We start from the raw sequence: 20324 nt of genomic DNA, 5'->3' as shown, positions 1-20324 counted from the left end.
CATAACACGTTTACGGCCGGTTCGAGATCGTTTTGCGGGGCGGGCTGCAGAGCCGCTCAGATCACTGCGTTTCCTGCATCGAATCCGTGTCTTTAAGGCAGCGCAAAAACAAATTCATGCATACCAGAGCGTCGTCGTCAGCGCGGTGCGCGTTTTCCACGTTTATCGAAAAAGTTTTTGCAAGAAACTGAAGAGCGTATTTTCCGAGTTTGGGATACGCCCAGCGCGCAAGCTCCAAAGTGTCGATGGTTTTATTCTTTAGGGGCTTCATTCCGTTTCTGAGCAGTTCCGTATTCATAAAATTCAGATCGAAATTTGCGTTGTGCGCCACAAGGATTGAATTGTCGATAAAGCGCAAAAAGTCGGGAAGAACTTTTCCTACCGGCGGGCTGCCTTTTACCATTTCATTTGTGATGTGGTTGACGTTCGTTACGTCTTCAGGAATATCGGACAGCGGATCTACGAGCGTGTGATAAGTATCCAAGACGCCGTCAATATCGAATTTAACGGCGCCTATTTCTATTATCTTATCGGTTTCGCACGTGATTCCCGTCGTTTCGGTGTCGAAGGCGGTCAATACCGCTCCGTCTTCCAAGAGAAGGCGAAGCAGTTTATAATTTTTATAGATATTATTTCCCGGCAGCATCTAGGATTCGCTTAATATCGGCGTTGACGGCGTTGCAAACTTCTTGGGACGCATTTCGGGCGGAATCAAGACTCGTCTTTATCGGCGTGGACGCGTTGATGTAAAATTTGATTTTCGGTTCCGTTCCGGAAGGCCGCGCGCTTACTATAGTGCCTCCCTCAAGGAAGAATTGAAGCACGTTGCTTTTAGGAAGTTCGACTTTTTCTTTTTTCTCCGGATTGTCGGGTGAGAACGAAACGCTTCTGTCTATGTCGCGGATATTAAGGACTTTTTTATTTCCGAGAGTTTTCAGGCCTTCTTCACGCAGCTTTGTCATTATACCTTTCATCGTGCTTGCGCCCGAACTGCCGTAGAAATACTGCGATATGGCCGTGTCCTCAAAATATCCGAATTCTTCATAAAGTTCGTCCAGCCGTTCCAAAACGCTTTTGCCCTTCGATCTCCAATACAGCGTCATTTCGGCGCACATGGCCGCTGCGGATATTCCGTCCTTATCGAACACTTCTTTTTCGATCTTGTATCCGTAGCTTTCTTCAAATCCGAACACGTAGGAATTTTTGCCTGTGCTTTCCATTTCGTCTTCGATCGCGGCTATCCATTTAAATCCCGTAAGGCATTCGAAAACTTTTACGCCGTATTTTTTACATATGCTGTCGCAGAACGGAGACGTAACGATAGTGCGCACGATAGCCGCGTTGTCGGGAAGTCTTCCGGTCTCTTTTCTGCTTAAAAGGATATAATCCAAAAGCAGAGCGCCCATTTGATTTCCCGTAACAAGTTGGAATTTACCGTCTTTTTTAGGGAATGCGCTGCCGAAGCGGTCCGCGTCGGGATCCGTTGCCATAATACAGTCCGCTTTTTCTTTTTCACCCAGAGCCAGAGCGAGCTGCAAAGCCGTAGCTTCTTCGGGGTTCGGTTTTTCAACTGTGGGAAAGTTTCCGTCGGGCTTACGCTGCTCCGGAACCGTGATTACTTTTAATCCCAGATCCCCTAAGACTTTTTCAACATGCATTGCCCCCGTACCGTGCAGCGGAGTATACACGATCTTTACGTCTTTTGCTTTTTCTTTTATGAGAGCGGGTCTGAAAAGCTGTGCTTTACACATCGCCCAGAACTTTTCATCGATTTCTTTGTCGATCGGTATTATCATCCCCTCCTTTAGAGCTTCGTCCTTTGATATAGTCTTTACCGATTTTACGGCGTTCACTTCTTTTATTATTCCCTTGTCGTGCGGTTCGGTTACCTGCGCGCCGTTATTCCAGTACGCCTTGTATCCGTTGTACATTTTGGGATTGTGAGACGCCGTGACTACAACGCCCGTGTCGGCTTTTAAATAGCGGATTGCAAACGACAGTTCGGGAGTAGGGCGAAGGCCGGTAAACAAATAGGCTTTTATCTTGTTTGCTGCAAGAATACATGCGGTAGCTTCCGCAAATATGTCCGAATTTACGCGGCTGTCGTAAGCGATTACCGCGCTCAGTTCGCCTTTTTTCGCTTTTTCTGGAAAGGTTTTTATAAGATAATTTGCCAAGCCTTGGGTTGCAAGATTTATTTCGAGCGTGTTCATCCTGTTCGTTCCGCCGCCCATTATTCCTCTGAGGCCTGCCGTGCCGAATTCAAGGTTTTGATAAAACCTGTCTTCCAGCTCTTTCATGTCGTTTTTTTCAACAAGATCGACAATTTCTTTGCGGAATCTTTCGTCTTTTTCGGACGCGATGTACTCTTTAGCGCGTTTTAAAATTTCCTTTGAATCCATGGTTTTCTCCTGATTTTATTTGTATTTGTCGGCAATTTCAATTAGACTGCGTTCCCAGTTTAAAAGATCCTCTTCCATATCTGAAGTGTCGCTGTTTAAATTTTCGAATTGCGGTTTTGCGTGCGTTTTGCACTTTACGTCGCATAAAACCCTAAAGACGCTTTCCGTACCGGATCCCCGCATCCACATAAAGGCCAGAGCGCCGCCGTCTTTACATCGCCCCTGTAACATGCCCGAGGCGCCGCTTTCCGTGCCGGCAACGCCGCCGTTTTCGGCACGATCTCCGTCTTTTCCGTAAAACAGAATTTTAAGCCCTCCGTTCCCGCTTACGCTGAAATCTTTTATGTTTTGAGTTTCCACCGTTCCGTTTGTAGCCGCCGCAGCGTAAGACACGATTCCGTATTTCTTTTTAAGAATAGGCGACATCGTTACCCAGCTTTTTTCAAATTCTTTTTGAAAACGCTTTTTTAAAATTCCGTGATCCGTAGTCTTTATGTGCATTATCGCTCTTTTATCAAAAGTGTTCGTAGTCTTGTATTTGGGCAGAGTATTTATAATGTCGGTTATCGTTATATCACCGGGAGAATACAGCTCTTCTTGTCCGGTCAACTTACACCATATTTTAAATAAATCCGGCTGTTTGGAATTACCCGGATGCATCACCAAAAGCCTTACAAGCGCAAAGACGGTGTTGAGCGGATCGCGGACGGCTTCGGGATGCGTTATGTTTCCGCCGTTTGTTCCCTCTCCGAAAATGCGCACAGTGTAGCCTTCGAAGCGTTTTTTCCGGGCAAGGTTTACGGCGTTCGCTTCTCCTACTTCCGCGCGAAAAACTTCAGCCCCGAAAACTTCGGCTATTCTATCAATACGCATCGAAGTTGCGCAGTTTACGACAACGGCGGGTTTATAATCTTTTTTGCCCTTGTTTTTCCACGCTCCGTACGCCAGTTCCGAAAGAACGGCCAAAGCGAAAACTTCCTGGGCTTCGAGCGTTTTTGCGGAAGCCGAGCGGCGGTCCCAGTACACGATGTTTCCGCGGTCTCCGTCGCAGTCGGGCATGTAGCCTAGCAGGGGAAGTTTTTCCTTGTCTTTGAGTCGTTCCATTTCAGCTGCGCAGAATAGAAGATTTTCGCCTTCGGGAATTATTCCGTGTACGATCTGTCCGGGCGCAGCGTTTATTTTGTAAAAGTCCATGCCGCATTCTTTAAAAAATTCTTCATCGACGGATAAAGACCTCGAGGAGCCGTTCATGTCGCAAACTACGGCGATTTTTTTCTTTAAGGCCTTGGAACGCATGATTGAAAACACGTTTTTTTGAACGGCAGGATCGTCCGAGTCCGAAATTACGCGCATCATAAAGTCATGATAATAGGCTGCGCTCTTGTTTTTTACCGAAGGCGCGTTCGCGTAGACCCAGTCAAGTTCCGAGGGCAAAGCCGTATTTGCCGTTGCCTTAAGCCTGTCTTCCGTATTTTTCTCATGCCATTTTTTCAGAAACTCGTTTGCAAGTTTTAAATTTTCTTCGCCTGCAAGAACCCCGCCGTCTTTTAGACCGAATTTTAAACCGTTATGGCCTATAGGGTTGTGGCTCGCGGAAACATACATAAAACCGTCGAAGCGTGTGGAATACGCCATTATTTCAGGCGCTGCTATGACGCCTGCGTAATGCGGAACTATTCCCTTTGCAAGGAATATTTTTAAGACCGCGTCGATTACGGCAGGACCTGTAGGCCGCGTGTCGATTCCGCAGACGACGGAAGGCGACGCCTTGTTTGAAATTTTTATTATGTAATCGGCAAAAATTTCTGCCGCCAGCATTGCGATAACCGTGTTTTTTTCTCCGATACCGGGAAGGCCGTCGTCTTCTTTGCCCGACGCCGCGAAAACTTTGCGCCAACCCGAAGCGGACATTATTATATCCGGAAGTTCTTGCATAATCGAATAATAGCACGTATTTCGCCGCACTTCAATAAAGCAAATTTTTAAGGAATTCGGGCGCGCATCGGCGGTGGGACGTTTTTATCATAAATAGTTGCAGCCGGCGCGACAGCCCGCGCAAAATAATCCGCCGCCGAAAAAGTGCTTAAGCGATAATCCGCGCGGCAAAAAAATCACACTAAAAATGACTGAAAACAAGCAAAATAGGCCGGCAAAACGGGCTGACTGTTTGACAAAGAGGCATGCACGAAATATAATCAAATAGTTACAGTTATTGCATGATTCTGCCGATGATTAAACAAGGTATTCTTTATGGAATGCAAAATATTTCAAGGAGTTTTTAATGAAAAAGGGCTTTTCATTTTTTGTGCCGCTAGCTTTGTTTTTTTCATTTTGTCTTCCGGTTTTCAGCCAGCACAATGAAAAAAGCGTAGAGACTGTTTTGATCGATAATTTTGATACGCCTGATCAAATGGATTGGACGTGGAAGATTCAGGCCAGCCGCTTTGTCGCCGACGGTTATCCCATTATTTCAAATTTTAAAGGTATGCCGAATTCGCTTCTTCCCTTTGTCAAAGAAGGCGATCCCGAACCGCGGGTTTTAGGCGCTAAGGTTTCTTTTAAGAGAAAAGGCGACAACTGGTTTGAAATTTATCCTTCCAAGGATGACAAGCCCTATGAAATTCCTTTTAGAGGAAATGTTTCTCAGCTTGATTTTTGGGTATGGGGTTCCGATTATCTTTATTTTATGGACGCCCTTGTACGCGACGCAGAAGGTTCCGTTCATATTATCCCCGCGGGAAATCTTCAGTTCTACGGATGGAAAAACATCGTAATAAAGATTGCAGGTTCGATACGACAGTCGTCTTCAAGACATTCCATCGCGGACAATATGTATTTTGTCGGATTCAGATTCCGCGCCGACGCTGCCGAACACGCCGATGATTTCAGCGTGTTTATTGACAAATTCCAGTATATGGCGGCGGGTATTACTCATGTTTACGACGGATATAACTTGAAAGATGCTGACTTCGGCGATAAAAAGAGTACAGGGGATGGACAGTAATGAAAAAATATTTGCTTTTAAGTTTATTTGCGATCTTTTCAGTTGGAATGAGTTTTGCGCAGGTCAGTTTGACGGAACCGGATCCTTCCGTTATAGGTAACGATTCCGCCGAGCAGGCCTTAAAGAACATCCTCGTCGATAATTTTGAGCGGGAAGGTTCTTGGACTGTCAGAATGTCTTTGGACGCGGGCGTAGTTACCGGCCGTCTGTTTTCAGGCGGACCTGCGGGAAAGGAAGATGAAAAGGAATTGGTTGAAGGCGAAAAGGACGTCGGGGAAAACAATCACTCGTTCGGCGTTAAAGCTGAATTTTTCCGCCGCGGTATAAATTCCATATACATCGAAGCCGTAAGGCCCATCCCCATCGAAGGAGTCACAAAGACCGTTTCCGTGTGGGTTGCAGGCCGAAATATGGATCATTCCTTGTTCCTTCTGGTGCAGGACTTCTTCGGACGCAATTATGAATTATATATGGGTTCCTTGGCCTTTACCAGCTGGAAGAAAATTACGGTTGCGGTTCCGCCTTCGGTAGACGGCGTTCACGGTATAGTTCAATCAAGCGCGTATTACGGTAACCGTCCCGGTTTAAGAATCACCGGCTTTAGGATCGATTGTGATCCCGTCAACGCAAGAGGCGCGTACTATGTGTATTTTGACGGTATGCACGCCGTCACCGACTTGTACGACATAGAAAATCACGACGTAGACGACATGGACGATAACTGGTAAAAATAAAGATCCTTGAAATAGGGGCTGCTCTTAGAAGGGCGGCCCTTTTTTTGTGCCGGGGCTAAATTCCCTGCCGCCTTTGAAATTTCACTTTTAACCTTCGGCGAAGCTTTTACTGCAGATCTTCGGCGAAGCTCTTTATTTTGTAATGACATTCTTTTTTTGTCCTGTAAATTTCTTCGATAAGGCCCATGCGTCTTAGAACCCAAAGCGTTACGCGCGCTTCGGACGCCGCAGCCGGCGTGTGCGTTTCTTTTATGTATTTTGCGGTTTCTTTTACCGTAAAATCGTTTTTAATGAAATCCGCCGTCTGCGGCAAAAGCCCTAAGTAGTCTTTTTCCGTCTTGAATCGGTGCGTTTTTAAAACGGCCGTGAGCTTTTTATCGGTCTTTATCCAGTTTTTTAAAAAGCGGCGGCTCTTGTTTGCACTTTGAACTTTACCGTCAGTTCTCAGCCTGCATTCCGTCGCGGTTATTTCAGGAACTTCAAGGCAAAAATTTTCATCGAGCAGCAAATCGCAAAGCCCCGTAAGCTGCCTGAAAATAGAATATACGCTTTCTTTTTTGGGACTTGCGCGTTTTGAAATGCGGTTGCCGCCTTTGTCCATGGTTTCTATCGTTTTTTTACATATCACGGGATAGACAAGTGTTACTCTTTTTTTGAGCGAGAGCAATCCTTCGATTTTGCGGCGCAGGCTTGAAACGCTGCCGGTCTGTATTTCAAAAACGCTTCCGTCGCCTTTTACGACGTCGCATACCCATCTGTCCACTTGTTTTTCCGTCTCTGCGCCCTCTTCTAAGGAATAAAGCGTTTTTAGCGACCTGTGAAGTGAGCTTTCGTTCAAAGTGTTTATCATCGTATTCACTATACATTCATATTGCGATTTTGTCATGATTTATAAAAAAAAACAGTTATCGGCATTTTTAGGCGTTGACTTTAGTCTTTTTTATTATATCATAGTGAATAAGTGGGTAAAAGTGGTATAAAGTGGTAAATATTTATGAGTTTATTGACCGGCGAATATCGTAATACGCTTGATGAAAAGGGAAGAATACTTTTTCCTGCAAAATTACGTTCGGAACTGTCCGATACCTTTCTCATAGTTACGCAGGGGATCGACGCGTGTCTGTGGCTTTATACTCCCGACGAATGGGCTGTTTTTTCATCTAAGATAATGGAGTCTGCTTCTCCGTTTAATGAAAAAAACAGAAGCGTCATAAGAAGGATTATAGCTCCGGCGCAGGAAGTGGAATTCGACAAGGCGGGCCGCCTTTCAATTCCGCAGACATTGCGCGATTTCGCTTCGCTTTCAAAGGATTGCCTGATATTGGGCAATATCAAATACTTTGAGCTGTGGGACGCGGAATCTTACGGCCGCTACCTCAAGCAAAGCGAAGAATCTTTCCGCGACGCTGCGGAAGAACTGAATAATATTACGTTTTGAAAGCGGGGTTTGGTTTGGAGGTGGTTCACACGCCGGTTTTACTCGAAGAGTGCTTGAAATATTTAAGCCCCTTGGGTGAACCGTATGAAAAAAATGCATTTATGATAGATTCCACTTTGGGTGAGGGCGGACATTCTTATGCATTTTTGGAACGATATCCGAATCTGTCCGTTTTGGGACTTGACGCGGATCCTTCAATTCAGGAGAAAGCGAGGGAACGGCTTTCCGCGTTTTCAGGACGTATGAGTTTTTATAACGGATGGTTCACCGATTTTTACAGGAACTATCCTAAGGATATGCCAATGCCCCATCTTATCCTGTTCGACCTTGGCATTTCGACTTACCACTATGAAAAATCCGGGAGGGGATTTTCGTTTTTACGCGATGAAAGGCTTGACATGCGGCTGGATCAGGGCGCTTCAAAGACTGCCGCCGACTTGGTGAATACTTTGAAGGAAAAAGAGCTCGCCGACATGATCTACCTTTATGCAGAGGAAAAATTCAGCAGGAAAATAGCTTCCGCAATAGTCCGTGCAAGAGAATCCGGGAAGATTTTTTCATCCAAGGCTCTTGCGGAAATTATTTATGAAGCCGTTCCTTCAAAGTACAGGCATGAAAAAATTCATCCTGCAACCAGGACGTTTCAAGCTCTAAGAATTGCCGTAAATTCCGAGCTTAAAAACCTGCCCGCTGCTTTAACGGGCGCCTTTGACGTTTTGGAGATCGGCGGCAAGATGGGAGTGATCACCTTTCATTCGCTTGAGGACCGCATTGTGAAAAACTATTTTAGAAATTTGGCGAAAGAGTGCGTGTGCCCGAGCGAATACCCGTCTTGCGTATGCGGCGGAAAGCCTTGTGCGGAAATACTGACTAAAAAACCTGTCTGTGCTTCCGGAAAAGAACTTGAACTGAATCCGCCGTCAAGAAGCGCAAAATTGCGCGTAATCCGCAAATCGGCGGACGCAAAGTCGCGCCATAAGATGGGAATCGCAGGAGTCGGTTTATGAGAAACGTATTGAAATATATTTTTGTCTGTATCTGCGCCGCAACAGTACCTGCGCTGCTAGTGATAAACAGCATACAGGCGATGCGCTATAAAAAACTTGAAAAAGAAGTGACGGCTTTGGAAAAAAAACAGGTCGAACTTGTGGAAGAAAACAAGCGGCTTATTACGGATATAAGTCTTCTTTCAGGTTCCGACCGGATAGAAAGAATCGCTTCTACGGAATTGAATATGCACAAGGCGGAAAGCGGAGAAATTGTCCGCGTAGAAATGAAGGGGCGCAACTGACGTAAGGCAAATACTATTTTGCATCTTTGAGCCCTGACAAACCGGATTGGAACTGTGACGAGTGGGAATTTGATAAAGTGAATAATGCAATGGAAAAAGTAGTACAGTATACGCTTCTCACACTTGATGAACTTCTGACGGCCGTCGCCGGTTATGTTGTTGGTCGTGAAAGCGGGAATGCTGTATTTACCTCCGTTGTTACCGACAGCCGCAATGTAAAAACAGACAGCCTTTTTGTGCCTCTCATCGGGGAATTTCAAGACGGTCATAAATACATACCGCAAGCGCTTGAAAAAGGCGCCTCGGTTGTTTTTGTCGCTCAAAGCGAATATGAAAAAAATAAAGAATACTATGAAAATCTTGCGGGGAGAAGACATTCTGAAGGTTGCGGCCTTACCGAAGACAACTATGTCGGCAACGTCGAACGCGGCGATCGCGATTTTGCGACCTTTATCTGCGTAAAAAATACGCTCGATGCTTTACAGGCTGCGGCGAAAGCCTATGTAAAAAAATTCCCGAAACTTATCAGGATCGGTATTACGGGTTCCAGCGGGAAAACCACCACAAAAGAATTGGCCGTATCGCTGGTAAAACAAAAATACCGCGTCGTGTATTCCGAAGGAAACTTCAATTCGGAGACTGGGCTCCCGCTTTCGGTTTTTAAGATTAAAGGCGACGAGCAGATCGGAATTTTTGAGATGGGAATGAACCACAAGGGCGAAATTGAAGATCTGACGGATATTTTACGCCCGCAGTACGCACTCATCACAAATATAGGAACGGCCCATATCGGTCTGCTGGGATCGAGGCATAATATTGCGGAAGAAAAGAAAAAAATTTTTAAATATATCGGGAAAGACGGGGCGGCTTTTATTCCACGAGCGGATGATTTTGCCGATTTTTTGGCAAAAGGAGTTCGCGGAGACGTAATCCGTTTCGGGATCGGCGACTTCACGGCTGCCGCGGCCAATGGACAGGCGGATGCGGCCGTTTCGGATCAAAGCGGCGCTTCGGCTGCCGGTAGTGGACCGGCTGTCGCGGCCAGCGGGGCGGCCATAAGCAGCTCTTCCGGCGCCGCCGTTCCGCCTTTAAAAAATATAACGGATCTGGGAATCGGAGGAACAAAATTCGATTACCGCGGGATTTCCATACATTTGCCTTTGCCCGGCGCATACAACCTTTTAAATGCTTCGGCCGCCATCGCCCTTGCCGAAAAGCTTGAGCTTTCTCCGCCGCAAATAAAAAAAGGTATCGAAAGCGTCGCCGCTATGGAAGGGCGTAATCGTGTTTTTGATTTTACAGTCCGCGGAAAAAAACTCACAGTCTTTGAAGACTGCTATAACGCAAATCCCGATTCCGTGGAAAAAGTCCTTTCTCTCTGCCTTTCGGTAAAAGGTACAAAATGCCTTGTGCTCGGCGATATGCTTGAACTTGGGCAGGAATCAAGCGACGCGCATGCCGCGGTAGGCAAAAGCTGCGTAAAATTTGCATCGGAAAAAGATACGAAATTCGTGTTTGTCGGCCCTGAAATGCAAAAAGCCGCAATGGCCGCCGAAGAAAACGGGATAAAAGATATAAGGGTTTTTAAAAGCTATACGGACGAAGATATCAAGACGATAGTTTCGGATGTGATTCTTCGTCTTCCGTGCGATACGTTTATACTTCTTAAGGGATCTCACGGCATAGGACTTGAGCGCGTCACTAGACAGCTGCAAAACATGCTGGGGGAGGCTGAAAATGAATACGTATAATTTTTTTGCCGATCGTCCCGTGTCCGGCTACAGGCAGGCCGACAAGGTTTTCATTTTTTTTGTGATACTCATGTGGGGAATCGGCATAGCCACTCTGCTTGTGTGCGCTGAAAATTCGGCTCAGCGCATTTTCGGGGATCCGCTTTATTTTGTAAAACGGCAGCTCGTTAGCTCGATGATAGGATTTGTGCTTTTTGCGCTGTTTGCCGTCGTAAATATAAAAACTATAAGATCGCTTTTGCCCCTTATGGTTTTGGGAACTTTAATCTTGTGCATGCTGACTTTTTTTCCGGGCATCGGCATCGAAAAAAAAGGAGCCGTCCGCTGGGTTAGGCTTCCGGGAGTTTCCACTTTTCAGCCTTCGGAGCTGGTAAAGTTTACGGTTATTCTGTTTTTAGCCAATCTGTTCGATAAACAGGCTCAAATTCCCGATTTAACTAAGCGTTCAGTCTTTCCTGCGGTTATAGGTTTGATCGTCTTTGTGGGAATAGTTTTTTTACAGAAGGACTTTTCTACAGGATTTTTTATTTTCGCCATAGGAGTAGTGTTGTTTTTTGTGTCCGGCGCAAAGCTTTCATGGCTCATACCTTTTTCATTTTTGGCCGTTCCTATGGCCTTTCTGATGATCTCTTTGGAACCGTACAGAATGAACAGGCTCATAGCGTTTTTAAAACCTACTGAAGATCTGCAGGGAATAAATTACCAGTCTTTCGCTTCCCGCCGTTCAATAAATGCCGGAGGTTTTTGGGGACAGGGAATAGGAGCCGGCTTGTCAAAATTGAACGGCATCCCTGAAATACAGACGGATTATATTTTTGCAGGATGGACCGAGGCTACCGGATTTTTAGGCGTATTGATCTACATGCTTTTATTGATACTGTTCGCTTCAAGGGCATATAAGATCGCGCTTTCGTGCAAGAACAGGTTCGCCGCCATAGGCGCTTTCGGATGCGCTACGGCGATCTTCGTTCAATCGCTTTTAAATTGCGCCGTCGTAGGCGGCGTAGTTCCCAGCACGGGAATAACATTGCCGTTTTTTTCTTCGGGCGGCTCGTCCATGATGGTGACGCTGGCTATGTGCGGTTTTATAGTAAATGCGTCGCGGACGGAATTTGATACAGGTTTGATAACGGAAAATATACATGGGGTAAACGATTATGAGTGATGTACGCTTCGCGTCTTTTGCCGCGCCGGGCGCAAAACGACAGACCTTCGGTTCTCTTTCATATGCGCATAAGGATGCAGTTCTCGATGAGGATAAAATATCGCCTGAAAAGATTGAGGATAAAAAACATATTTCCGCACTGAAAATAATATTTATCATCTTGTGTTTTTGCCTCTTGCTTGAAGGCCTTGCTTACAAGATAGTGCTTCCTCTAATGCGCTATCCTGCGATAGAATTTTCCGGCATAAAAAATTATACCGAACAGGAATTGAGGGCCGTCATATATTCGGGGCAAAAATCATCTTGGCTCAATTTTGACACGGGCCGCGCCGCCGCCGCATTGTCCTCGCTGTCCGCCGTAGAAAGCGTTTCCGTGTCAAAACATTTTCCCGACACTATAAGCGTTTCGGTGACGGAGCGGAGTCCCGTAGCTTTAACATTTATAACTATGGACGGGCGCAGCGTGCCTGTTCAAATAGATAAAAATGGTGTATTATTCAGTCCTAATGCCGAAAGTCCGGTTTCTGACAGAACAATTCCGATCGTTTCAGGTTTGCCGGTAGAACATTTGACCGACGGTATGCGGATTCCTCAAAAATACCGCAGGCTGATAGATCAGATATCCGACATAAGAAAATTGTCGCAAAAATATTTTGCGGCGATTTCGGAAATTTGCGTTGTTCCTAAGGAATACGGAAATTACGAACTCGTTCTGTATCCTGTGGGATCGCGGACAAGGGTTTTGACCGATCGCTCTTTAAGCGAAGAAGCGCTGCAGTATATGATGGTTGTCTTGGATATTGTAAAGTCCCTCGATTCCGGCGTTTCGGAAATAGATCTGCGTTACGGCTCGGTTTCTTATCGTACTGACGGCAGGTGGAGGCGACCTTGAGTATTGTTGTTGGGTTGGATGTAGGTACAAGTTTTATCCGTGCCGCGCTCGGAGAGATTCACGACGACGGAAGCGTGGAAATACTCGGAACGGCGCAAAGACCCTCAGTGGGGCTTAGAAACGGCGTCATCGTAAACATTGAAGCCGCCTGCAAGGTCATAAAGGAAACCATAGAAGCCTCGGAACAGAGCGCAGGTTACGAAGTAACTTCCTGCGTTACGGGCATAGGCGGCGCGCAAACCGAAAGCCTTAATCAAGGCGGCTCTGCGGCAATCGCTTCTCACGGCAAGGGACGGCGTGAAATAACTCAATCCGACATAGACCGTGCGATAGAAATGGCTACGGCCGTTTACATTCCGCTGGACCGCGAAATGCTGCACATAATTCCCCGTGAATATTTTGTGGATAATCTTTCTTACGGAATAAATCCGCCCGTACACACGATAGGCGCGCGGTTAAAAGCCGAAGTACACATAGTGACGGCTTCAAAGACGGCCGTGATGAACATACGCTCCTGTATAAACCGCGCCGGTTACCGGCTGGATAATATCATGCTTAAAACCCTGGCGGCTACGCAGACGGTCATGCATGAAGATGAAATGGAGCTGGGGTCGATTTTAATCGATATGGGTGCGGGAACTACCGACGTTTTGGTTTTGATACACGGCGCTCCGGTTTGCTCCGTTTCGATCGCCGTAGGGGGAAATCTCGTTACAAACGATATAGCCATTGTAAAAGGAATTCCGACCGCAGAGGCCGAAAAAATAAAAACGGCTTCAGGCTGCTGCTGGTTTGACGGCATTGAAGAGGATTTGCAGGTGATATTGCCGGGAATAGGCGGCAGGCCGCCTGAAGAAACGTCTACGGCCGAACTTTGCCGGATAATTCAGCCGCGCGTAGAAGAAATTTTTTCAATGGTTCGCAGCGCAGTTGTGAGAAAAGCTAATTTGACGCAGCTTTCAGGCAATATAATATTGACAGGCGGCGGGGCGCAGATGAGGGGAGTTGTGGAGCTCGCTCAAAACGTGTTCGGCACTACTGCCGTGCGCATCGGGATTCCCGAAAAGCTCGGCGGCATAGAAGAAGACTACCGCAGAGCCGACTACGCTACGGTTATAGGTTTGATAGAAAGCTGCAAGGATCTTGCAGCTGCCCGGGACGGCAAAAAAAAGAAGCGAGCACAGAATGCGGCGCGTCCCGAACAGAGTGAAAATGAAGGTATTCTTAAAAAGATAAAAAATATGTTTTTTTGATAGGTGTCGGCGCTTTTTAAGAACTTACTTTTAAGGCGTTTTCGATACCGAGGCGGAGGGGATATGCTTGAGAATTTTGAAGTTTTAAATGACTTTGCTGAGGGGCTTAAAAGAAGTCCTACTGTCATGAAGGTAATAGGCTGCGGCGGCGGAGGTTCCAACGCCGTAAACAGGATGATAGATGCAAATATTGAAAATGTTGAATTTATCGTTTTGAATACGGACGCTCAGGCGCTAAGCGAATCCAGAGCGCCAAGAAAAATCCCCATAGGGCAAAAACTTACGGGGGGATTGGGTTCCGGGTTCTGCCCTGAAATCGGCGAAAAAGCCGCAGAGGAAGACAGCGAATCGATACGCAACGCGCTTAAGGGTTCAGACATGGTCTTTATCACTGCGGGAATGGGCGGCGGCACGGGCACGGGTTCGGCTCCCGTTGTGGCGCGCATCGCAAAAGAGATGGGCATTTTAACCGTAGGAGTCGTCACCTTGCCGTTTGATTTTGAGGGGCGGATGCGCCGCGAAGTTGCTGAAGAAGGCGTCAAAAAACTCCGCGGAGAAGTGGATTCTCTCATCGTTATTCCCAATCAGCATCTTTTAAAGATGGACGATAAAAAGATGACGTTCCGCGAAGCCTTTCTCATGGCGGACGACGTGCTTCGCCAGGGAGTACAGGGAATTTCGAGCGTCATCACAAAGCCCGGAATAGTGAATATAGATTTTGCCGACGTAAAGCGCACTATGCAGGGGCAGGGGAATGTCATTTTCGGCGTAGGACTCGGCACGGGCGAAAACCGCTGTGTGGACGCGGCTACTAAGGCCATAAAAAACCCCTTGCTTGAAGATTCAAGCATTGACGGCGCGAAAAACATACTCATAAATATCTGTTCCGGCGACGATATTCCCATGATGGAAATCGATGAAATAGTAAAGATAATAACCGCTTCAGCCGACCCAGTTCACAACGTGTTCTGGGGGCAGGTACACGACGCGGATTTGGGCGATTCCGTCAGCGTTACCGTTATTGCAACCGGTTTTTCTTCACGTTCTCCGGAAAGCGAAGCGCAGGCGGCAAAAATTGCAAAGAGCAAGATCATTTCAAATGAAAATGTCCTCAGCTACGGAGATTTCGACATAATTTCAAGACCTCAGGCAGAGCATTCTTACGTTTCAAACACGGCGGCAAAGGCGTCTTCAGCGGCGGCTCCCGAAGTAAAAGGAAACCGTTCTTCAGGATTGTTGTTTGACGAAACGGGAGAACCCGTTGCCGTTTCGGCCTCATCGTCGTCAGGAGGATCCAATTTAGGCAGCGCTCTTGCTCATTCGGTTGCAAGGTCGTCGAATATTTCGTTGTCGCCGCCGGCAGGTTTTAACGCTTCGTCGGACGATATCAACCAGCCTGCCTGCTGGCGTAACGCCGGACTTAGCCGGACGATAAATTTGAGCGTAGACTGACTTTATGAGTGAAGAAAGACTGACTGCGGATGTCATGCTTTCAAGGTTTTACACGGATCTTATAATGGTTTTCCGCCGCTCCGAACTTACGGCGCAAACATATAAAACCGCCGTGAGCGAGTTTTTTAAATGGTGCGGCGACGAGCGCTTAAAGTTAAAAGAAGTCGGCGCGAACGATCTTTTGTACTATTTGGCTTTCAGAAAGACGGCTGGATGTTCCGAACTTACGCTTGCCAAAGATATTTCGGCGCTGCGTTCGTTCGGTTCTTATCTGGTAAGAACGGGCTTTTGGACTGAAAACAACGCTCTTTTGCTTGACCGGCCTAAAGCTTCACGGCGTTTGCCTGACGTTTTGTCCGGAAAGCAGGTGGAACTCATACTCTCCGCCATAGACGTTAAAAAGCCTTTAGGCGTGCGCGACCGAGCTCTTTTTGAGCTTATCTATTCCTGCGGACTGCGCATAAGCGAAGCTGCGACGCTTTTAGTGCGCGACGTGCACATGAGTGAAAGAATTCTTATGGTGCACGGCAAGGGCGATAAGGAAAGGCTCGTGCCGTTCGGCGACGCCGCTGCAGAGTGTCTTGAGCTTTATATGAAAACGGTGCGTCCTTCCCTTGCGGGGCGAAAAAATACGGCGGAAGTTTTTTTAAATTACCGCGGAGATCCGATTTCAAGAAAAGGAATTTGGAAAAAGTTTAAGGAACTTGAAATCCTTTCGGGTGTTCATGCTAAAGTGCATACGCTGCGCCATTCGTTTGCTACGCATCTTTTGTCGGGCGGCGCCGATCTGAGATCGGTGCAGGAATTGCTCGGGCACAGCGATCTGTCTACTACGCAGATATATACGCATGTAAACGACAGGCAGCTTGAAAATTGTCATAGGGAATATTTCCCCGGGCACAAAAAATGAGGTGGTACGGCGATGAAAAAAGTTTATTTTTTTTGTAGTTTGATCGGGCTTGTTTTTTTATTTATGGGATGTGCAAAGAGTAATAAAACTATAATCCGGCAACAGCATTTTGAAGAAGGCGTGCAGAGTCCTACTACCGTAGAAGAATTAAAAGACGCTATAGCGAAATATCAAAACCGTGTCGCGGATATTCAACTGGCGCAGGCTCAGATCGGCATATGGTATAAGATTTTGGGAACCCGCTACCTTGACAACAAGATGTACGGGGAAGCCTTAAAGACATTTCAAAAAGCTATAGAATATTTTCCCGCAAATCAAAATTTATATTATTACGTGGGACTTTGCGCCGGCTACATGGCCCATTCCGCCCTGGATTACGACGCTACGGCTTCAGACACAAAAAAATACAATTATTTAAAGCTTTCGGAATCCGCATATCTTGAAGCTCTCCGCATAGAACCGCGCTATGCGCGAGCCTTGTACGGTCTTTCGATTTTGTACGTGTTTGAACTTGACGAAAGCGAAAAAGCCGTGCCTTTGCTTGAAAAGCTCCTTACGATCGAAACCCGGAATGTCGATGCGATGTTCGTTCTTGCGCGCGCCTATTATTCCACGTATGAATTTGACAAAGCCTCGGCCGTTTATGATAAAATTATCCAAACCACAAAGTCGGACGAACGAAAAAAAGAGGCAGAAGCCAATAAAAAAATCGTGTTAGACGCCGCTTATGCAAAATGAAAGTAAAAAGCTTTTAGTCCTATGCCTTTCTCAGGCGCATTTTTTAACGCTTCAAGAAAAGATAATTTTGCTGAAAAATCTTGACAGTGCGGACGACATTGCGTTACTTTCTTTAAAAGAAATTTCAGCTACTATAGGAAGAGAGCCTGCCAGGGCGAAATGGGACGGTAAGGCGGCTTTTCACGACGCAAATGTTGCGTCCGCAATCATTGAAAAGCGGGGAATATCGTATTCTGTGTATGGGGATAACGATTATCCTTTTTTACTTACGGAAATTCCTGACGCGCCGTTCGTTCTTTTTTACAGGGGCGATATTTCCGCGCTCGGTAAAAACTGCGTTTCCGTAGTGGGAACGAGGCGGCTCACGCCTGAAGGAGCTAAGGCTGCGCACGATTTTGCTTACGACGCCGCAGCCGACGGGACTGCAATAGTTTCAGGCTTGGCTTTCGGCGCCGACGGCAAAGCGCATGAGGGCGCCGTAGACGCGTTTTACGCGCAGTGCGAAAATTTCGGAGCGGAAAAAACAGGCGCCGGTGAGTTTACCGGCGGAAAATTGTGCGGTAAGACGGCCGCAGTGCTGCCGTGCGGAATAGATACTGTAATTCCTTCGGCGCATAAAAGATTGGCGGCTCGTATTCTGGAAACCGGCGGATGTCTTTTGAGCGAATATCTGCCGGGTACCGGCGCCGAGCCTTGGCGCTTTGTTCAGCGCAACAGGATCATTGCGGGACTGTCGCCTGCGACGGTAGTAATACAGGCGCCTGCCGGAAGCGGAGCGCTTTTGACGGCGGATTTTGCGTTGGGTTATGACCGCGACGTATTGTTTCATGAGAGCGCGCTCTGTCACGCTGCGCAGACGACTTCGCAAGCGGTTGAAAAACAACTGGAGATTAAAGTTGCTCGCGGTGAAAAAAGCGAGTATAAGTTAAGGCAGACTGTCAAGCGCTACCTTGACGACGGAGCGCCGGTCATAAAAAGCTATGACGATTATAAGATTTGCATTGGAGAAGTTCCGGGAGATCGCGCTTCCGGGCGTTTTCGGGAAGGTGTGTGATGGCAACTGTAACTAAAAAAAACTCAACAAAGAAAAAGGAAAATACTGCCGAAAAGACTAGGGCGACATTGGTGATCGTCGAGTCTCCTGCAAAGGCTAATACCATTGAAAAATATCTGGGCAGCGGATACACGGTAAAGGCTTCTATGGGACATTTGATAGACCTGCCCAAGTCCCGTATGGCGATCGACATTGAACACAATTTTCAGCCCGAATATATAACCGTACGCGGCAGGGCGAAATTACTCAAAGAACTGCAAAAGGACGCAAAAAATTCTACGGAAGTATTGCTCGCAAGCGATAACGACAGGGAAGGCGAAGCCATAGCTTGGCATTTGCACAACGCTTTAAAAGATAAAACCGACGCAAAAATAAACCGCATAGTGTTTAACGAAATAACTCCCCCCGCTATAAAGGCGGCGGTAAACAATCCCGGCGATATTGAAGAGTCAAAGGTGGACGCGCAAAAAGCGCGCCGCGTGCTCGACCGCCTTGTAGGTTACAATCTAAGCCCTCTCCTTTGGAAAAAGGTAAAGAACGGCCTTTCCGCCGGGCGCGTGCAATCGGTGGCGCTCCGCATCATCTGCGAGCGCGAAGACGAAGTGGAAAGCTTTATTCCCGAAGAATATTGGTCTTTGGATGCGGTTTTTATAAAGGGTAAGACAAAGTTTTCAGGCCAGCTTGTGCTTTATAAAAATGAAAAACCCGAACTTAAAAATGAAAAACAAGTAAACGACATAATCGAAAAGATCAAAGATTGCGATTGCATTGTTACGGCCGTAAAGTCGTCGGATAAAAGCCTGAGGCCTCGTCCGCCTTTTACAACTTCCACATTGCAGCAGACGGCCGCAAACAGGCTCGGGTTTACTTCCCGCAAAACCATGCAGATAGCCCAACAGTTGTACGAGGGCGTAAACATAGGCTCCGGCCGCGTAGGACTTATCACCTATATGCGCACCGATTCCGTGCGCATTGCGCAGACGGCTCTGGACGACGTTCGAAAGTGGATCGGTGAAAATCATCCTGGAAATCTTCCCGAAAACCCGATTCAATATTCCGTAGGCAAGGGATCCCAGGACGCTCACGAAGGCGTCAGGCCTACGTATTCGTCTTATACTCCCGATTATGTAAAGGATTATTTATCGAGGGATCAGCTTAGGCTTTACACGATTATTTGGGAGCGTTTTGTTTCAAGTCAGATGACAAACGCAAAAACGCGCACGACGAGCCTTGAGATAACGGCCGGAGATGCGGTTTTCAGACTTTCGTCGTCGAAGATAATCGAAAAAGGGTTCTACAGCGTGATAAAACTTCTTTCGTCAAAAGAAGATGTGACGGCGAGCATTCCCGCTTTAAAAGAAGGTGAAAGAGTTTCCGTTAAGTCTTTCGATCCTGAACAGCATTTTACGCAAGGCCCTGCGCGCTACACCGATGCGTCGATAGTTAAGACGCTCGAAGAAAAAGGAATAGGGCGCCCTTCCACCTACGCCCCGATCATTTCAGTGCTTCTGGATCGTTATTACGTTACGCGCAGCAACAAGCAGCTCGTTCCCACCCAGCTGGGACGCATAATAAATAAGATTCTCGTAGAATCGTTTCCCAATGTAATAAGCGAAGGATTTACCGCCGACGTTGAAAACGATCTTGACAGGATTGAAAGGCGGGAACTTGTTTGGAACAAGATGGTCGGCGAGTTTTACGCTCCTTTTAAAGTCCGTGTAGACGACGTGATGAAAACACAGGAAAGCATGAAGGGAATATTCGACGAACCCACAAATGAAATCTGCGAAAAATGCGGAAAACCCATGGTCAAAAAACTCGGCAGATTCGGGTTTTTTATCGCATGTTCGGGTTTTCCGGAATGTCACAACACAAAAGCCGTTCCGCTTGCAAAATGTCCGCTTCCGGGCTGCAACGGCGACATAGTGATGAGAAGGCCCAAGGGGCGGGGAAAAGAATTCTACGGCTGCACAAATTATCCTAAGTGCAATTTTATTTCGCATTTCAAACCGCTTGCAGGGCAGTATTGCCCGAAATGCGGCTGGTTCCTTGTGGAAAAATTCGACAAAAAAAACGGCTCTTACAAGGCGTGCATAAACCCTGATTGCGATTATTTGCATTCGGCGGACGATTCTTCCAAATTTTCCGAGGAGGAATCCGCGTCATAGGCTTTCATGCGGCCGGCAAGCCGCCTTCCGGAAGTGTATCGCGCGCGCATTGCAGCGTAAACTGCGTGCGGT

18 protein-coding genes are annotated in these 20324 nt (G+C 46.9%); 14 read left to right on the top strand and 4 right to left on the bottom strand.

From position 1 onward, the window contains the following. Window positions 1-61 precede the first annotated feature (61 nt). The 3 genes from HRI96_RS07645 to HRI96_RS07635 are packed head-to-tail and all read right to left on the bottom strand — an operon-like array spanning window position 62 to window position 4337. Window positions 62-646: a 3'-5' exonuclease gene (locus HRI96_RS07645; protein WP_210116795.1), complete on the bottom strand. Its 585-nt coding sequence runs from the start codon at window positions 644-646 to the stop codon at window positions 62-64. After that, window positions 630-2402: a phospho-sugar mutase gene (locus HRI96_RS07640; protein ID WP_210116794.1), complete on the bottom strand. Its 1773-nt coding sequence runs from the start codon at window positions 2400-2402 to the stop codon at window positions 630-632. The genes HRI96_RS07645 and HRI96_RS07640 overlap by 17 nt, the downstream gene beginning before the upstream one ends. A gap of 15 nt (window positions 2403-2417) precedes the next feature. Further along, a complete protein-coding gene (locus HRI96_RS07635) occupies window positions 2418-4337 on the bottom strand; it encodes a phosphohexomutase domain-containing protein (RefSeq protein ID WP_210116793.1) in 1920 nt (639 codons plus the stop codon). Window positions 4338-4683: 346 nt separating this feature from the next. Between HRI96_RS07635 and HRI96_RS07630 the strand changes: the two genes are divergently transcribed. Together HRI96_RS07630 and HRI96_RS07625 are read left to right on the top strand one after the other, a co-directional pair. Next, on the top strand, window positions 4684-5406 hold the full coding sequence (locus HRI96_RS07630) for a flagellar filament outer layer protein FlaA (protein WP_210116792.1): 723 nt from the start codon (window positions 4684-4686) through the stop codon (window positions 5404-5406). Further along, entirely contained in the window at window positions 5406-6134 is a 729-nt protein-coding gene (locus tag HRI96_RS07625; protein ID WP_210116791.1) for a flagellar filament outer layer protein FlaA, read from the top strand. Before HRI96_RS07630 ends, HRI96_RS07625 begins: the two co-directional genes overlap by 1 nt. A gap of 112 nt (window positions 6135-6246) precedes the next feature. On the opposite strand, the gene HRI96_RS07620 is transcribed toward HRI96_RS07625, so the two are convergent. Further along, the gene (locus HRI96_RS07620; protein ID WP_210116790.1) at window positions 6247-6990 is read right to left on the bottom strand and encodes a DUF8091 domain-containing protein; all 744 of its coding nucleotides are present in this window, start codon (window positions 6988-6990) and stop codon (window positions 6247-6249) included. Between the two features lie 144 nt (window positions 6991-7134). Here HRI96_RS07620 and mraZ point away from each other — a divergent pair, with 144 nt between their 5' ends. The 12 genes from mraZ (at window position 7135) to topA (ending at window position 20252) form a co-directional block, all read left to right on the top strand. Continuing rightward, window positions 7135-7578 carry a division/cell wall cluster transcriptional repressor MraZ gene (gene mraZ / locus HRI96_RS07615; RefSeq protein ID WP_210116789.1) on the top strand — a complete coding sequence of 148 codons (444 nt, stop codon included), beginning with the start codon at window positions 7135-7137 and terminating at the stop codon, window positions 7576-7578. A 14-nt stretch (window positions 7579-7592) separates the two neighbouring features. After that, the gene (gene rsmH, locus HRI96_RS07610) at window positions 7593-8585 is read left to right on the top strand and encodes a 16S rRNA (cytosine(1402)-N(4))-methyltransferase RsmH (protein WP_210118659.1); all 993 of its coding nucleotides are present in this window, start codon (window positions 7593-7595) and stop codon (window positions 8583-8585) included. Continuing rightward, on the top strand, window positions 8582-8869 hold the full coding sequence (locus tag HRI96_RS07605; RefSeq protein ID WP_210116788.1) for a septum formation initiator family protein: 288 nt from the start codon (window positions 8582-8584) through the stop codon (window positions 8867-8869). Before rsmH ends, HRI96_RS07605 begins: the two co-directional genes overlap by 4 nt. A 26-nt stretch (window positions 8870-8895) precedes the next feature. Next, a complete protein-coding gene (locus HRI96_RS07600) occupies window positions 8896-10620 on the top strand; it encodes a UDP-N-acetylmuramoyl-tripeptide--D-alanyl-D-alanine ligase (protein WP_210116787.1) in 1725 nt (574 codons plus the stop codon). Continuing rightward, the gene (locus tag HRI96_RS07595) at window positions 10607-11785 is read left to right on the top strand and encodes a peptidoglycan glycosyltransferase FtsW (RefSeq protein ID WP_210116786.1); all 1179 of its coding nucleotides are present in this window, start codon (window positions 10607-10609) and stop codon (window positions 11783-11785) included. Before HRI96_RS07600 ends, HRI96_RS07595 begins: the two co-directional genes overlap by 14 nt. Continuing rightward, window positions 11778-12677 carry a cell division protein FtsQ/DivIB gene (locus tag HRI96_RS07590; RefSeq protein ID WP_210116785.1) on the top strand — a complete coding sequence of 300 codons (900 nt, stop codon included), beginning with the start codon at window positions 11778-11780 and terminating at the stop codon, window positions 12675-12677. The genes HRI96_RS07595 and HRI96_RS07590 overlap by 8 nt, the downstream gene beginning before the upstream one ends. After that, window positions 12674-13930: a cell division protein FtsA gene (ftsA, locus tag HRI96_RS07585; protein ID WP_256729182.1), complete on the top strand. Its 1257-nt coding sequence runs from the start codon at window positions 12674-12676 to the stop codon at window positions 13928-13930. The genes HRI96_RS07590 and ftsA overlap by 4 nt, the downstream gene beginning before the upstream one ends. Before the next feature lie 63 nt (window positions 13931-13993). Continuing rightward, on the top strand, window positions 13994-15382 hold the full coding sequence (ftsZ, locus tag HRI96_RS07580; RefSeq protein ID WP_210116784.1) for a cell division protein FtsZ: 1389 nt from the start codon (window positions 13994-13996) through the stop codon (window positions 15380-15382). Between the two features lie 4 nt (window positions 15383-15386). Then, window positions 15387-16292 (top strand): tyrosine recombinase, encoded by a 906-nt coding sequence (locus HRI96_RS07575; protein ID WP_210116783.1) that lies wholly within the window; start codon window positions 15387-15389, stop codon window positions 16290-16292. 12 nt (window positions 16293-16304) lie between these two features. After that, on the top strand, window positions 16305-17030 hold the full coding sequence (locus HRI96_RS07570) for a tetratricopeptide repeat protein (protein WP_210116782.1): 726 nt from the start codon (window positions 16305-16307) through the stop codon (window positions 17028-17030). Further along, entirely contained in the window at window positions 17020-18084 is a 1065-nt protein-coding gene (locus HRI96_RS07565) for a DNA-processing protein DprA (protein WP_210116781.1), read from the top strand. The genes HRI96_RS07570 and HRI96_RS07565 overlap by 11 nt, the downstream gene beginning before the upstream one ends. Continuing rightward, window positions 18084-20252: a type I DNA topoisomerase gene (gene topA, locus HRI96_RS07560; protein ID WP_210116780.1), complete on the top strand. Its 2169-nt coding sequence runs from the start codon at window positions 18084-18086 to the stop codon at window positions 20250-20252. The genes HRI96_RS07565 and topA overlap by 1 nt, the downstream gene beginning before the upstream one ends. Window positions 20253-20324 lie beyond the last annotated feature (72 nt).

It is taken from the genome of Treponema parvum (assembly GCF_017893945.1).
GTDB lineage: Bacteria > Spirochaetota > Spirochaetia > Treponematales > Treponemataceae > Treponema_D > Treponema_D parvum_A.
Note: the sequence above shows the minus strand (reverse complement) of the source record. Positions and strands in the feature narration are given on the sequence as shown.